General features: G+C 69.6%; 12 protein-coding genes. 11 read left to right on the forward strand and 1 reads right to left on the reverse strand.

Translation table 11 applies throughout. From position 1 onward, the window contains the following. Nucleotides 1-96 precede the first annotated feature (96 nt). From ABN273_RS14130 to ABN273_RS14150, 5 genes are all read left to right on the forward strand, one after another. Nucleotides 97-576, forward strand: coding sequence for a MarR family winged helix-turn-helix transcriptional regulator (locus tag ABN273_RS14130; RefSeq protein WP_349449202.1), 480 nt, complete (start codon nucleotides 97-99; stop codon nucleotides 574-576). Between the two features lie 71 nt (nucleotides 577-647). Continuing rightward, the gene (locus tag ABN273_RS14135; RefSeq protein ID WP_349449203.1) at nucleotides 648-2,081 is read left to right on the forward strand and encodes a DHA2 family efflux MFS transporter permease subunit; all 1,434 of its coding nucleotides are present in this window, start codon (nucleotides 648-650) and stop codon (nucleotides 2,079-2,081) included. Nucleotides 2,082-2,107: 26 nt separating this feature from the next. Continuing rightward, complete coding sequence (locus ABN273_RS14140) at nucleotides 2,108-2,539, forward strand: pyridoxamine 5'-phosphate oxidase family protein (protein ID WP_349449204.1); 432 nt, start codon at nucleotides 2,108-2,110, stop codon at nucleotides 2,537-2,539. A 106-nt stretch (nucleotides 2,540-2,645) separates the two neighbouring features. Continuing rightward, nucleotides 2,646-4,481 carry an ABC transporter ATP-binding protein gene (locus ABN273_RS14145; RefSeq protein WP_349449205.1) on the forward strand — a complete coding sequence of 612 codons (1,836 nt, stop codon included), beginning with the start codon at nucleotides 2,646-2,648 and terminating at the stop codon, nucleotides 4,479-4,481. Further along, on the forward strand, nucleotides 4,481-6,313 hold the full coding sequence (locus ABN273_RS14150) for an ABC transporter ATP-binding protein (protein ID WP_349449206.1): 1,833 nt from the start codon (nucleotides 4,481-4,483) through the stop codon (nucleotides 6,311-6,313). The genes ABN273_RS14145 and ABN273_RS14150 overlap by 1 nt, the downstream gene beginning before the upstream one ends. A 97-nt stretch (nucleotides 6,314-6,410) precedes the next feature. Here ABN273_RS14150 and ABN273_RS14155 read toward each other — a convergent pair whose 3' ends face one another. Further along, on the reverse strand, nucleotides 6,411-7,193 hold the full coding sequence (locus ABN273_RS14155; protein WP_349449207.1) for a hypothetical protein: 783 nt from the start codon (nucleotides 7,191-7,193) through the stop codon (nucleotides 6,411-6,413). A 116-nt stretch (nucleotides 7,194-7,309) separates the two neighbouring features. Here ABN273_RS14155 and ABN273_RS14160 point away from each other — a divergent pair, with 116 nt between their 5' ends. From ABN273_RS14160 to ABN273_RS14185, 6 genes are all read left to right on the forward strand, one after another. Next, entirely contained in the window at nucleotides 7,310-8,341 is a 1,032-nt protein-coding gene (locus tag ABN273_RS14160; protein ID WP_349449208.1) for a hypothetical protein, read from the forward strand. Between the two features lie 3 nt (nucleotides 8,342-8,344). Continuing rightward, nucleotides 8,345-9,106: a hypothetical protein gene (locus tag ABN273_RS14165; RefSeq protein WP_349449209.1), complete on the forward strand. Its 762-nt coding sequence runs from the start codon at nucleotides 8,345-8,347 to the stop codon at nucleotides 9,104-9,106. Beyond that, on the forward strand, nucleotides 9,103-10,326 hold the full coding sequence (locus ABN273_RS14170; RefSeq protein ID WP_349449210.1) for a hypothetical protein: 1,224 nt from the start codon (nucleotides 9,103-9,105) through the stop codon (nucleotides 10,324-10,326). The genes ABN273_RS14165 and ABN273_RS14170 overlap by 4 nt, the downstream gene beginning before the upstream one ends. Before the next feature lie 83 nt (nucleotides 10,327-10,409). Next, entirely contained in the window at nucleotides 10,410-11,399 is a 990-nt protein-coding gene (locus tag ABN273_RS14175; RefSeq protein WP_349449211.1) for a trypsin-like serine peptidase, read from the forward strand. 106 nt (nucleotides 11,400-11,505) lie between these two features. Next, the gene (locus ABN273_RS14180) at nucleotides 11,506-12,756 is read left to right on the forward strand and encodes a serine hydrolase domain-containing protein (RefSeq protein ID WP_349449364.1); all 1,251 of its coding nucleotides are present in this window, start codon (nucleotides 11,506-11,508) and stop codon (nucleotides 12,754-12,756) included. A gap of 103 nt (nucleotides 12,757-12,859) precedes the next feature. After that, entirely contained in the window at nucleotides 12,860-14,194 is a 1,335-nt protein-coding gene (locus ABN273_RS14185; RefSeq protein WP_349449212.1) for an MFS transporter, read from the forward strand. Nucleotides 14,195-14,440 lie beyond the last annotated feature (246 nt).

Genomic DNA, 14,440 nt, shown 5'->3' on the forward strand with positions numbered 1-14,440 from the left:
CTCATCTTCGCCAAGTCCGGAGCCGGACCGATGGCGGATATCGGACCTCGCACTGGGCCCGGCGTAGATAATCCGCAACGAAACTAGAATGGGTCCATGACCGCCATGGCGCCATCACGCGCGGAGCCCGACCTGTCCTTCCTGCTCGACCACACCAGCCACGTGCTGCGTACCCAGATGGCGGCGGCGCTCGCCGAGATCGGGCTGACCGCCCGCATGCACTGCGTGCTGGTCCACGCCATCGAGGAGGAGCGCACCCAGATCCAGCTCGCGGAGATCGGCGACATGGACAAGACCACGATGGTGGTCACGGTGGACGCCCTGGAGAAGGCCGGGCTCGCCGAGCGCCGCCCGTCCAGCACCGACCGGCGGGCCAGGATCATCGCGGTCACCGACAAGGGCAGGCAAGTCGCCGAGCAGAGCCAGCGGATCGTGGACGGCGTGCACCGCAAGACCCTCCACGCGCTGCCAGAGGACGAGCGTGAGGTGCTGCTCCGCGCCATGAACCGGCTCGTCGAAGGGCACCTGGCCGCCCCCGTGGAGGCGCCGCGGCCGGCCCGGCGGGCCCGGCAATAGGTCCGCAAAGGATCGTCTATAACAAAACTATCTGCTACGGTTTCTCTTGTTGCGTCTGAACAGGAGAGACCATGTCGCATTCAAAACTCCGCGCCCTCGTGGTGCTGTCCGCCGCCATGCTGATGACGGTCCTCGACGGCAGCATCGTGACCGTGGCCATGCCCGCGATGCAGCGCGATCTGGGCTTCACCCCGGCCGGGCTGAGCTGGACCGTCAACGCGTACCTGATCGCGTTCGGCGGACTGTTGCTGCTGTCCGGCCGGCTGGGCGACCTCATCGGCCGGAAGAAGATGTTCCTGGCCGGCAACGTGGTCTTCACCGCCGCCTCCCTGCTCGCCGGGGCGGCCACCGGCCCCGGTCTGCTGATCGCCGCGCGTTTCCTGCAGGGGGTGGGCAGCGCGATGGCCTCGGCGGTGGTGCTGGGCATCCTGGTGACGCTGTTCACCGAGCCCGGTGAGCGGGCCAGGGCCATCGGCGTCTTCAGCTTCACCGGCGCGGCCGGGGCCTCGATCGGCCAGGTCCTGGGCGGGGTGCTCACCGATGCGCTCAGCTGGCACTGGATCTTCTTCATCAACGTGCCGATCGGCCTGGCCACCGTCGCGCTGGCGATCAAGGCGCTCCCGGCCGATCGGGGCGTGGGGCTGGCCGCGGGTGCCGACGTCCTGGGCGCCGTTCTGGTGACCGCGGGGCTGATGCTCGGGATCTACACGGTCGTCAAGGTCGAGGAGTACGGCTGGCTGGCCGCCCACACGCTGGGCCTCGGCGCCGTGTCGCTCGTCCTGCTTGCCGCGTTCCTCGTCCGCCAGGCGACCGCGCGTACGCCGCTCATGCCGCTGCGCGTCTTCCGCTCGCGCAACGTCTCGGGCGCCAACCTGGTGCAGATGCTGGCGCTGTCGGGCATGTTCGCCTTCCAGGTCATCGTCGCCCTCTACATGCAGAAGGTCCTCGGCTACGGCGCCCTCGCCACAGGGCTGGCGATGCTTCCCGCGGCGGTGGCCATCGGCGGGGTGTCGCTGTTCGTCTCCGCCCGGCTCAGCGACCGCTTCGGCGCACGCGCCGTGCTGGTGGCCGGTCTGGTGCTGCTGACGGGTGCGATGGGCTGGCTCACCCGGGTGCCGGTGCAGGCCTCGTACGTGGTGGACCTGCTCCCCGTGATGTTGCTCATCGCGGGCGGCGGGCTGGTGCTTCCCTCGCTGACCACGCTGGGCATGTCCGGCGCCAGGGCCGACGACGCGGGGCTGGCGTCCGGGCTGTTCAACACCACTCAGCAGATCGGCGCGGCGCTCGGCGTCGCGGTACTGTCCACGCTCGCCGCCTCGCGCACCGGCGTCCTGCTCGCCTCCGGAGCCTCCGAGGCGGCGGCGCTGACGGGCGGGTACCGGCTGGCCTTCATGGTCTCCGCCGGGCTCCTTGTGGCCGCCCTTGTCGTCAGCCTCGCCGTACTGCGCCGCCCCGCTCCGGCTCCGGCTCCGGAGGCCGAGCAGGCCGCGCTCGTCACCCCTTGAACCTGAACGACTTGACAGGAGAGAACATGAACGAGAAGCAGTCAGGGCCCGCCCCCCGCTCGCTGACCGAGCAGGAGCTGGTGAAACTCCTCGGCGAGCAGCAGTTCGGCGTGCTGGCGACGGTGAAGCGCAGCGGGCACCCCGCCATGTCCACCGTCCTCTTCCGGTGGGATCCTGCCGAACGGATCATCCGGATCTCCACGACGGCCGACCGGCTCAAGGCCCGGCAGGTGCGCAACGACCCGCACGTCGCCCTTCATGTGAGCGGTCCGAACGTCTGGTCCTTCGCCGTGGCGGAGGGGGAGGCCGAGGTGTCGGACAGCTCCGAGGAGCTGCTGGCCTTCGCCGGCGATCAGGCCGATCCCGCCGCCTACCTGGAGCAGCAGGCGCGCGAAGGCCGCGTCGTGATCAGGATCAAGGTCTCCCGCCTGTACGGCACGGCCCTGGACATCTCCTGACCGCACGTCAGGCGGCGGCCGGAAAACCGATGGGAAACTGTCGGTCGCCGGTGATAGAAAGCAGGCTCGAATACCTGCAAGCTCGCGCCCGGGGGAGGGCCTGCCCGTGACCACCAGCAGTTCGGAGTTCTCCGTCTCCGGGCCGCGCTACAACCGGCGCGGCCCGGTTCGCTGGCTCTGGTCCCATGTGCGCCGCCATCCACTCCACCTCGCCGGGTTCCTCGGCGGGTCGCTGGTCATGGTGGTGCTCAACGCCATGGTGCCGCAGTTCACCGGTGACGCCTTCGACGCCGTGCTGGGCGAGCGGGGGGAGCCGCTGGACGCGCTCGGGCTGATCGCGCTGGCGTTGCTCGCGATCGTGCTGGCCCGCGGGTTGTTCGACCTCGTGGCCCGGCTGTCGAGCGAGGTGCTGGCCAAGCGGCTGGAGCGGGACGCGCGCGACGAGCTCTACGTGAGCCTGCTCGGCAAGAGCCAGACCTTCCACAACCGGCAGCGGGTCGGCGATCTGATGGCCAGGGCCGCCAACGACATCCGGCAGCTCTCCATCATGATCACGCCAGGGGCCGACCTGATCGTGGACTCGGGGCTCACCGGGCTGGTGCCCATCTTCTTCATCGGGGCGATCGACCTGCGGCTGCTGCTGGCGCCCGGGGTGTTCGCGGTCGTGTTCGCGATCGCGCTCTGGCGCTACATGAAGCAGCTCAACCCGGTGGCGACGCGCATGCGGGAGCAGTTCGGCGACCTCAACGCGGGGCTCAACCAGGCCGTGCGGGGCATCGAGGTGATCAAGGTGACCGCGCAGGAAGGGCAGGAACGGCGGCGGTTCCGGGCCAACGCGCGCCGCTATCGCGACTCGTTCGTCGAGAACGGGCTGGTGCAGGCCCGCTACCTGCCCACCCTGCTGTTCTCCTTCGCCATGGCGGGGGCGTTGTGGCACGCCCTCTATCTCCAGAGCACCGGGGCGATCACCGTCGGGGAGCTGGTGGCGTTCATGGGGCTCATGGGCATGCTCGGGTTCCCGACGCAGATGTCGATCTTCACGTTCTCGCTGATGCAGATCGGCATCGTCTCCGCGCGCAGGATCCTCGGCATCATGACCTCGGAGAGCGAGATCGAGCAGCGGGCCGACGGGCACGCCGCGCCGATCAGCGGGGAGATCGTCTTCGACAACGTGACGTTCGGCTACGAGGACGACGAGGATCCGGTGCTGCGCGGGGTGACATTCACCGTGCAGCCGGGGGAGACGGTGGCGATCGTCGGTGAGACCGGGTCGGGCAAGAGCACGGTGACCAAGCTGGTGCCGCGCATCTACGACGTCACGTCCGGGCGGATCCTCATCGACGGCGTGGACGTGCGCGAGTGGGACCTCGACTCGCTGCGGTCGCAGATCTCCACCATCGAGCAGGACATCGTGCTGTTCTCCCGGTCCGTGGCCGAGAACATCGGCTTCAGCCTGGGGCAGCGGGCCGAGCACGAGGCCGTGGTGCGGGCGGCCGAGGACGCTCAGGCCGCCGAGTTCATCGGCGAGCTGGACGACGGCTACGACACCGTGATCGGCGAGCGCGGGGTCACGCTCTCCGGTGGGCAGCGGCAGCGGCTGGCCATCGCGCGGGCCCTGCTGACCGATCCGGCGATCCTCGTGCTCGACGACTCGACCAGCGCCATCGACTCGGCGACGGAAGACAAGATCCAGCAGGCGATCGGGCGCATCCTCGAGGGCCGTACGACCTTGCTGATCACCCACCGCCTGTCCCAGATCCGGTGGGCGGACAAGGTGCTGCTGCTGCGGCGGGGAGAGGTCGTCGACTTCGGCACGCACGACGAGCTGATCACGCGTAGCCGCCTCTACCGCCGGATCTTCGCGCACTACGACGAGGTGGAGATGGACGGAGCGGGCGCCGAGGACGGCGTCCTGGCCGGGGAGCAGGGAGGGGTGCGCTGATGGGCTTCATCATGGACGGCCTCGACGCCGAGGACTACGACCGCACTTACAGCGACCGCGACCTGATGCGCCGGATCGCCTCGTATTTCCGGCCGAAGCTGGGGGCGATGCTGCTGGTCGCCGGCATGATCGTGCTGGTGTCCGCGAGCCAGGCGGCCATCCCCACGCTGGGCAGCCTGGCCGTCGACGCGCTCGCCGACGGGACGATCGGCCAGGTGGGCTGGCTGCTCACGGTGGGGATCCTGGCCGCTGGGGCGCTCTCCTGGGTCTTCAACTACGTCCGGCAGAAGTACAGCGCGCGGGTCACCGGGGACGTGGTGCTGCGGCTGCGTGAGGACGCGTTCGACGCGGTGCTGGAGCGCGACCTGTCGTTCTACGACGAGACGCCCTCCGGCAAGATCGTCAGCCGGGTGACGTCCGACACCGACGACTTCGCCACCGTGTCCACGCTGACCATGGACCTGATCAGCCAGACCCTGATGGTGGGTTTCGTCACGGTCCTGCTGTTCGTGCGCAGTGTCGAGCTGGCCCTGCTGACGCTGCTGATCGTGCCGGTCGTGGTGGGCCTCGCGCTGCTCTTCCGGCGCCTGGCCAGGATCAGCACCCGCAGGGCGCAGCGCTCGCTGAGCCGGGTCAACGCCAACCTGCAGGAGACCATGGGCGGCATCGCCGTCTCGAAGAACTTCCGCCAGGAGCAGCAGGTCTACGACGAGTTCCGGCCCATCAACCGGCAGAGCTACGAGGTGACGCTCCGGCAGGGATTCGTCTTCTCCACCATCTTCCCCGTGCTGTTCCTCGTGGCCGGGCTCGCGACGGTGGGCCTCGTCCAGCTGGGCGGCTCGGCGGTGCTCGGCGGCAGCCTGTCCGCGGGCGACTGGTACCTGTTCCTGCAAGGAGTCTCGCTCTTCTGGTTCCCGCTGACGTCCATCGCCGCGTTCTGGTCGCAGTTCCAGCAGGGCCTGTCCGCGTCCGAGCGGGTCTTCGCGCTGATCGACGCCCCGCCGCGCGTGGTGCAGACCGCGGCGGAGCCTCCGGGGCGGCTGGCGGGCCGCATCGAGTTCCAGGGCGTCACCTTCGGGTACGACCCCGACCACCCGGTGCTGCGCGACTTCGACCTGCTCATCGAGGCCGGGGAGACCGTGGCGCTCGTCGGCCACACCGGCGCGGGGAAGTCGACACTCAGCAAGCTGATCACCCGGTTCTACGAGTTCCAGGAAGGGCGGCTGCTGATCGACGGGCGTGACATCCGCACCCTGGAGCTGGGCGCCTACCGCAGCCAGATCGGCGCGGTGCCACAGGCTCCGTTCCTGTTCAGCGGCACGGTCGCCGACAACATCCGCTACCCGAGACCGGACGCGGACGACGAGGAGGTGCGCGTGGCCGCGGCGGCGGTCGGGGGCGGCGACTGGATCGACGCGCTGCCGAACGGCCTGCAGACGGATGTGGGTGAGCACGGGCGTGCCCTGTCCATGGGGCAGCGGCAGCTCGTCGCGCTGGCGCGGCTGCTGATCCAGGATCCGGCGATCGTGGTGCTGGACGAGGCCACAGCCAGCGTCGACCCGCTGACCGAGGCCCAGATCCAGGAGGGGCTGGACCTGGTGCTCGCCGGACGGACGTCCATTGTCATCGCGCACCGGCTGTCCACGATCGAGCACGTCGACCGCATCATCGTGCTGGATCACGGGCGGATCGTCGAGGAGGGCGACCACGCGACCCTGCTGGCCAGCGGCGGTCGCTACTGCGAGGTCTACAACACCTACTTCCGGCACCAGTCGCCCCACTACCGGGCCGGCACCGGCTTCGTCGCTGTCGCGGGCCCCGGAGCCGGCTGACCGCCGGTTCGGGCTCGGGACGTGGGGGTCGGCTGATCCTCGGTTGGGGCTCGGGACGCCGGGTCGGTTGGTCTTCGGTTGGGGCTCGGGAGAATGATCAGCGCATCTCGATGATCGGTGTGCCGTGCCTGGGGCATGCGGCGGTCGTGAGCGTGTCCCCGCCGTCCGGGACCACGTCGAGCAGCACGGGCCGCGTGCGACGCAGCGCCGTGACCGCCAGCATCCCGCCGGCCGGACGGGCATGGAAGCGGCGCCACAGCAGGTGGGTTTTTCCGCAGCCGTGAACAGTGGCGGCGAAGTAGCCGAGGTGCGGATCGTACGCGACCCCCTGCTCCTGTACGGCCCGCGCGGCGGTCATGCGCTCCACGGTGATCACGCGAATGCCGCCGAACTCCGGCAGGACCGCATCGAGCGCCGACCGCTCGCCCACGAGGATCGCCTGCCCCGCGTCGGCCGCGAGCGCGAGCGCCGCCAGGTTCAGCTTCCGTCGGCGCCCGTCGTCCACGACGTTCGCGTCCGGCGCGAGCACCACCCCGTACCGCGGGCCGTTCCACCCGAGAGCGCGCCGGTCCAGCACGGCGGCGCGCACTTCCAGCACAGGCACTCGCCGCGGGACGGCCACCATGGCGAGCGCCGCCCGCAGGTCCCGCCCGTCGCCGATCCACGGCGACGGCTCGCGAGAGGGGTCGTACGGCCGCGCGAACGGGCACAGCCGGTGGAGCTGGCCGGCCAGCGCGGCGGATCTGGTGGGCTCGGGCTCGTTCAGCGCCTGGCCCGCGGCCACCCACTGATCGCGGTAGAACGGCACGCGCAGGAAAGCGGTCCCGGCCACCCGGCGGTAGGCCCGCTCCCACCGCACCGCCGAGAACTCAGCGAGCATTGTGGCCATGGGAGACGCGTCTCCCGCGGATGTAACGGCCCTTCATGCCACCTCTCTGGTGCTTCATGTCACCTCAGCCGCTATCTTGATCAAGGTTGGTTTGTACCCATGTTGTCATGGTGTGCCATGAAAGCGATCACGTGCACCTGGAACTCCTTGACCCCCGTCACGATCCGGAGCCGCCCGGCTGGGAGCAGCTGCGCCGCGCCGCCGGCCAGTACGTGACCTGGCGTTACGACCTGCTGCGGGCCTACGCGTGGGCGGCGCAGACGCCGGTGCTCCTGGCCGTGCTCAGCGAAGGAGGCATCGCGGTCGGCGCTGTATTGGCGTCCTTGCGCGGCATCCGCCCCCGGCGCGGCTCGTACGCCCGCGGTCGCGACATCGCGGGGGTTGTGGACGTGCAGGTGCCCGGCAGCCGTTCCGAGAAGGGCTGGTGGTTCACCGGAGACCCGGAGCCGGAGCGCCGCCGCGAGCTCCTGCGCGCCTACGTGCGCGGCGTGCGGCAGGCGCTGGGCCCCGGCTGGCGCTGCGTCCTGTGGCGCGAGGTGCCGTCCGGCGAATCCGCGCAGCTGCCCGGTGTGGTCAAGGTCCGGCTGCCGACTGCGCCGCTGGCCCGGCTGGCCACCCCGTGGACCGGCATCGAGGAGTGGTACGCCTGGCTCGGTGGGACCCGCGGGGCCTCGCTGAGAAGCTGGGCGCGGCGTCTCGACGCCGATCCGGGTCTGTCGATCGGCGTCGGCCCGGCTCGCGAACTGGTGACGGGAGCGGAGGCCTCTGTCCTGCGTGCGGAGAACGACCTCAAGTACCGAAACAGGCTCTTCCCGCTGGCGCCGCTGCCGCAACCGTACTTCGACGGACTGGTCGCCAGCGACGAGGTCGTGGCGGTCGCCTACCGCGATGGCAGGCGGCTGATCGGGCTTTCCCTGACAATGGACCATCCAACCTGGCCCATCTGCCTGAGCTGGGGCGCGCTGGCGCCGGAGGACGGGGGACGCAAGCACCTGTACTTCGACTTCTATGTCCGTATGGTCGAATGGGCCATCAAGGCGGGCAAGTCCGGGCTGGTCCTCGGCAAAGGGAAAGCGGAGATCAAGCGCTCCCTCGGCGCGGACCTGGTTTCCTCATCGGCGATCGCCGTACCCTGCTGACCCGTGGACGCCCCTATGAGCTGCGTGCAGTGCGGCCACCCGCACCCCGTGCCGATCACCAGACGCCCGCGCCGGCCTCGCTACTCCTGCCGGTCCTGCGGCGCCGTCTTCAGAGACGCGATCGTAGATCGGGAACGGCCGGCGCCGATCGGCCGGGACCCGCTGTCGGCGTTCATGCCCGAACGTATGGTGCGCTGGGTGCGCGAGCACGATCCCGTCACCGACGCGCCGGACCGGGTGACGCTCGCCCGCTGGTACAAGGACTTCGACGCCCTCGTGGCCGCCGCCAGGAGCTCGCCAGAGGCGCGGGCCACCGTGGAAAGGGTCAGCGAGCTCCCCGTCGATCGGCTGCCCGTCGGTGTCCCCGCGTTCTCCAAGGTCTGCGGTGCGTTACGCGCCACTTGCTACGACGCCGAGCTCGCCGCAGCCAGGCTGGGCGGCGCGGACTTCATCCTCGAACGGGTCGGCCACGTGCGGCACTGGCTCGCCACGGTGGGCCGGTCCACCACCTGGCTGGAAGCGCGGCCCGCCCCGCCCCCGGCCCGTGCGGAGGTCGAGGCCCTCCTCGCGGCGCGGGACTGGTACACCACGGAACAGGTCAGGGCCCTCTTCCGGGCGCTGTTCGGGGTGGACAAGGGGCCATCCGTGGCAGGCGTCCTGGAGCGGTTCGGCGACGAACGCGTCCGCCAGGCGCTGCTCGCCTATCTGGAGAGCGGAGCCCGCCCGCTGCGCGAGGCCGTGGCGGCCGGGCTGGACGCCGGGTGACCAGCCGGCCCTCCGCGGCCGAGTCGCATCGCATCGGTCCACGCCGCCTTCTCATGCTGCTGGGCGGCCGCGCCACCTTCCGCCTCCTGCTGTACGGCTCCGCGGGCGTGCTGGTCGCCGCGTGGAGCCAGCAGGACTTCAATCGGTACGCGGCCGCCATAGGGGCGGCGAGCTGGCTCTGCATGCTGGTCGAGTCGGGGCCGGAGAAGGCGGCACTCACGCTCATCCCGCGGGCCCGGCGTACCCGCGAGCAGATCGCCGGCATGCTGCGCGCGGTCGTCGCGTACGTCCCGCTGCCCTTCATCGCGGCCGCCGCCGTCGCTCTCCTGCTCGCCCCCGGTTCCCAGGCAGCGCTCTTCCTGCTGGCTGCCGCCTACTACGTCGCCGTGGGCTGCGGGATGCTCGGCGTGGCCGTCCACCGGGCCCTCGGCAGGTACTCCAGGGACACGGCGTACTCCTCGCTGCTCGGCTTCGGAATGCTCGGCATGGCGTGGCTGGCGTTCGCCGTGCCGCTGCCGCCCGCTGGATACCTGGTCGGGCTGCTCGCCCTGGTCACGGCCCTGAACATGGTGCTGGTACGCGGTCTGCCACGCGGGGGCGGCGCACCGCACCGCATGCTGCGCGGCGTCCTGGCCCGCACGGCGGTGCTCATGGGCGCGGCCGACGTGATGGCAAATGCCACGATCGGCACACTTTTCGTGGAGCTGTCACTCACCTCGTACGCGGACCAGAGCGGTGACCTCTACCTCATGACCCTGGGGTGGGGGTTCGCCGTCTCAGTGGTCTACACGCTGCAGCGGATCTACCAGCCTCGCCTGGCGTTACGGATGGGCGTGGACGGACAGTCCGGCGCGGCGGCGAGGGTGCGGGCGCTGGTCCGGCGTGTCGTGCGATTGTCGGTCTGGGGGAGCGGCCTCTGGCTGGTGCTCGCGGGGGCGGCGCTGGCGGGCGGCCTGGCCGGGACCCGCTCGCTGGTCGTGCTGGTCGGCCTGCTGGCGTCGTTGCTGCCGGGGAACGCGCTGGCGAGCTTCGGGATGTTCGTGCTGGAGAACACCGGTGAGGCCGGGATGCGCAACAGCGCGAGGGCGGTGGTTCTCGCCTGGGCGGTGGTGACCGTGCTGGGCGCGCTGGTGATCCCGTTCGCCGGGGCCGCGGGAGCGGTGTACTCGCTTGGAGCGCAGGGACTTGTTGTGGGACTCGTCCTGAGGAAGCACCTGTGACCCATTGCTCGCTCCGATGACGATTGTCCATTTCTGTGACAGGTGTGGTAAATCTCCTCCGTCACACTTGTCACGGAGGTCCCATGCGTACCTTGTCCATCGTCGGCTTGACGACCTTGATGCTGGCGTTGGGCACCCACGCCGCAACCGCCGAGCCGCTGGACGGGGCCGTGGCGGATGGGCCGCTCGCGCACCAGGTCCCGACGACGTTCGCGGCAGGAAGCGACTACTGGACCCCGGAGCGGATGCGCGCCGCACAGCCGCTTGCCGCCCCCGCGGGCACGGCGAGCGCCGATACCAGGAGCGCGACACCGTACGCCGCGCAGGAGCAGGTGGACATCGCACCCACCCCTTCGAAGGACACGATGCGCTGGGTCACTCCGTACGCCACCTCGGCGGCCAAGCAGCGGACGTGGAACTCCGGCGGCCTCATCGCCAAGACGGCGGGCAAGGTGTTCGGCACCGGCGGCAGCGGCAGGGACTTCGTGGCCTCCGGCAACGTCGTGAGCAGCGCGGACGGGGACGTCATCGTCACCGTCGGGCACGCGTTGATCGACGGCGAGGGCCGATGGAGCAAGAACCTGGTCTTCGTCCCGGCGTACAAGAACGGCGCGGCACCGTACGGCAAGTTCGTGGCGCGGACCATGTTCATCTGGTCCGGCTACTACAAGGACGGCGCTCACCAGCCGCCGCTCGACTTCGGCATGCTGGTCGTCAAGCCGGTGAACGGCAAGACGGCCGTGAAGACCGTGGGCGGCCAGGGCATCAGGTTCAACTCCACCGCCGTCGGATTGTCCAACCTCTTGCTCGGCTACCCGAGCAACGGCAACGGCGGACAGACCCTGCAGTATTGCAGCGGCGCCTCGGTGACCCCGGCGTACGACATGAAGTACGCGATGTTGTGTGACATGGGCGGGGGCTCCAGCGGTGGCCCATGGTTCCAGAGCTTCAACAAGGTCACCGGCACCGGCTACCAGATCTCCACCCACGCGCTGCGCAACACCACCACCAGCTACGGCTCCTACTTCGGCCCCGAGGCGCTCAAGACCTTCCGCGCCGCAGAGGCCGCCTGACCTGCGCCCGTGCCTGCGCCACCAGGCACGGGCCCCGAGTGGCGCGCTGGATGTGGTACGAAATACCCCTATTGAGGTTAATGTGACAGTAGGGGGAAATGTGACCATGCTCAGCCGCCGACGGCTCCTCCAGGCGAGCGCGGGTGCCGTGCCGGCGATCGCGCTCGGGGCGCGTCCCGCGCAGGCCGGCGTGGCCGAGCCGCTGACGACCGGTGTCGTGCCGAGCGCGCTGGCCGGGTTCGACAAGGCGATGAAGACGTTCATCACGGAGCGGAACATCTCCTGCGCCCAGCTCGCGGTCGCCAAGAACGGCAAGATCCTGCTCGCCCGCGGCTACGGGATCTACTCCAAGCCGGGCGCCTCCATCGTGCGGGTGCAGCCGACGTCCCTGTTCCGGATCGCGAGCCTCAGCAAGAGCCTCACGGCGGCCGCGATCGTCCGGCTGGTCCAGGACGGCAAGCTGACTCTGGGCGCCAAGGTGGCCCCCCTGCTGGGGTTGTCCACCACGGCCGACCCCAGGCTGGCGAACGTCACCCTGTGGCGGCTGCTCCAGCACCTCGGCGGCTGGGACAGGGCCGTCTCGAAGGACCCGCTGTGGAACGACCACACGATCTCCGCGTCGCTGGACGCGCCGCTGCCGATCGACCACGCCGACATCATCAAGTACGTCACCGCGAGGAAGCTCGACTTCGACCCGGGCACGAAGTTCGTCTACAGCAACTACGGCTACATGCTGGCCGGCCGGATCATCGAGAAGGTCTCGGGCATGAGCTACGAGTCGTACGTGCGGCAGAAGCTCCTGGCCCCCGTCGGGATCACCCGGCCACGGCTCGGCCGCAGCCTCCGCTCGGAGGCCTTCTCCACTGAGGTGACCTACCAGTCGAAGTACACGAACAAGAGCGTCGTGGACTCGTCGGGCGCCGTCGTGCCGTTCCCCTACGGCGGTTTCAACATGCCCAACCAGGACGCCAACGGCGGCTGGCTCGCCTCGGCCGTCGACATGGTCAAGTGGGGCTTCGTCTTCAACGCCGCCGGGCCCGTGCTCAACTCCACGTCGCTCTCCCGGATATTCGCCAAGCCCGAGACCGGCGTGACCGCGGGCGGCTCCTGGTACGGCCTCGGCTGGAACGTGCGCAACAACAACGCCGGAGGGCTCAACACCTGGCACACCGGCAGCATGCCGGGCACGTTCAGCTTCCTCGCGCGGGTGCAGAACGGCGTCAGCTACTGTGCGATCTTCAACCGCAGGGAGGAAGAGGGGACGCCCGACTTCGACTCGATCGACCCCATCCTCGGCCAGGCGATCGGCACCGTGCGGACGTGGCCCACCACGGATCTCACGCCGAAGTACTTCTGACCGGGCCCGCAAAGCCGGAGCGCTCTCCAAAAACAGCCTCGTGACCACCGATGTCGCGTCATGTAGCGTCGCGGGAAAGGCAAGACCTACCGAGGAGCGGTAGATGGTAGAGGAGCAGCGACTCGACGCGACAGGACAGCAGCAGACGAGAAGGCAACTGGTCCGGGCGGTGATCGCCTCCGCCGTGGGGACCTCGATCGAATGGTACGACTTCTTCCTGTACGGCTTCGCCGCCAGCACGATCTTCGCGGAGTTGTTCTTCCCGAAGAGTGACCCCACGACGGGTCTCCTGCTGTCTCTCGGCACCTACTTCGGCGGGTTCGCCGCCCGCCCGATCGGGGCGGCGATCTTCGGGCACTACGGCGATCGGATCGGCCGCAAGGCCACCCTCATCATCACGCTCCTGAGCATGGGCATCGCCACCGCGCTCGTCGGGCTGGTGCCGACGTACGCGCAGATCGGCATCTGGGGCGGCATCCTGCTGACCGTGCTCCGGCTGCTCCAGGGCATCAGCGTCGGCGGCGAGTGGGGCGGGTCCGTGCTGCTGGCCACCGAGTGGGGCAAGTCGCGTGGCGGGCGGCGCGGGTTCCTGGGCAGCTGGCCGCAGTTCGGGGTGCCGGTCGGGCTCGTGCTCGGCTACCTGGCCCTCCAGGTGTTCCAGCCGCTCGACCCCTACTGGGGATGGCGCATCCCGTTCCTGCTCAGCATCGTGATGGCCGGCGTCGGCCTCTACATCAGGCTCGGCATCCTGGAGACGCCGGTCTTCACCAAGGTCCTGCAGGAGAACCGGGTCGAGCGCGTCCCCGTGCGCGAGGTCATCGCCAGGAACTGGCGGGAGATCGTGCTGAGCGCGCTGCTCAGGACCGGCCAGCAGGCGCCGTTCTACATCTTCACCGTCTTCATCCTGACGTACGCCACCAAGACCCTGGGGTTCGACGCGGGTGAGATCTATCCGTACGTCATCGCCGCCGGGGTCGTGTCCCTGTTCACCGTGCCGTTCTGGGGATACATCTCCGACCTCGTGGGGCGGCGCAAACTGTACATTGTCGGCGCCGCGGTCATGGTGGTCTGGTCGTTCATCTACTGGCCGCTGCTCGACACCCGCGTCCCCGCGCTGGTCTTCCTGGCCATCGTGCTGGCGGCGCCCATCCACGACATCCAGTACGGCCCGCAGGCCACGTTCATCGCCGAGAGCTTCACCGGGCGGCTGCGCTACAGCGGGGCCTCGCTGGGATACCAGCTGGCCTCGGTGACGGCGGGCGGGCCCGCGCCGCTGATCGCGGTGTGGTTGTACGCCACGTACCAGAGCTCGTTCGCCATCGCCGTATATATGGCGATATGTGCGCTGATCAGCGTGGTTGCGGCGGCCGCGCTCAAGGACCGGTCGCAGCAGGACTACGCGATCGAGTACGACGACGTCCAGCCCAAGACCAGCTAGAGGCTCATCCATGAGGGGGCACCCCGACCGGGTGCCCCCTCATGCGTGTCAGCCGTAAGCGCGTACCTCAAGCAGCCCGACCGAGCCCTGGCCGCTATGTAGCACGACCCCCCGGTGCCTGATCGGTTACCCCATAACAGGATGAAGTTCGCGGACTCCTTCGTACGTTCGGGGACCCACGGCACCTCACCGGTGCTCGCCCAGCGCGGTGTTAGCGCTAACACTATGCGGCATGTCACATGTTCG

The sequence above is a fragment of the Nonomuraea sp. B19D2 genome, assembly GCF_040137845.1.
GTDB lineage: Bacteria > Actinomycetota > Actinomycetes > Streptosporangiales > Streptosporangiaceae > Nonomuraea.

Coding starts and splice junctions, on each gene's coding strand:
- ABN273_RS14135 (WP_349449203.1), top strand. CDS start 648: ATGTCGCATTCAAAACTCCGCGCCCTCGTGGTGCTGTCCGCCGCCATG.
- ABN273_RS14160 (WP_349449208.1), top strand. CDS start 7,310: ATGGTGTGCCATGAAAGCGATCACGTGCACCTGGAACTCCTTGACCCC.
- ABN273_RS14130 (WP_349449202.1), top strand. CDS start 97: ATGACCGCCATGGCGCCATCACGCGCGGAGCCCGACCTGTCCTTCCTG.
- ABN273_RS14185 (WP_349449212.1), top strand. CDS start 12,860: ATGGTAGAGGAGCAGCGACTCGACGCGACAGGACAGCAGCAGACGAGA.
- ABN273_RS14150 (WP_349449206.1), top strand. CDS start 4,481: ATGGGCTTCATCATGGACGGCCTCGACGCCGAGGACTACGACCGCACT.
- ABN273_RS14180 (WP_349449364.1), top strand. CDS start 11,506: ATGCTCAGCCGCCGACGGCTCCTCCAGGCGAGCGCGGGTGCCGTGCCG.
- ABN273_RS14140 (WP_349449204.1), top strand. CDS start 2,108: ATGAACGAGAAGCAGTCAGGGCCCGCCCCCCGCTCGCTGACCGAGCAG.
- ABN273_RS14175 (WP_349449211.1), top strand. CDS start 10,410: ATGCGTACCTTGTCCATCGTCGGCTTGACGACCTTGATGCTGGCGTTG.
- ABN273_RS14155 (WP_349449207.1), bottom strand. CDS start 7,193: ATGCTCGCTGAGTTCTCGGCGGTGCGGTGGGAGCGGGCCTACCGCCGG.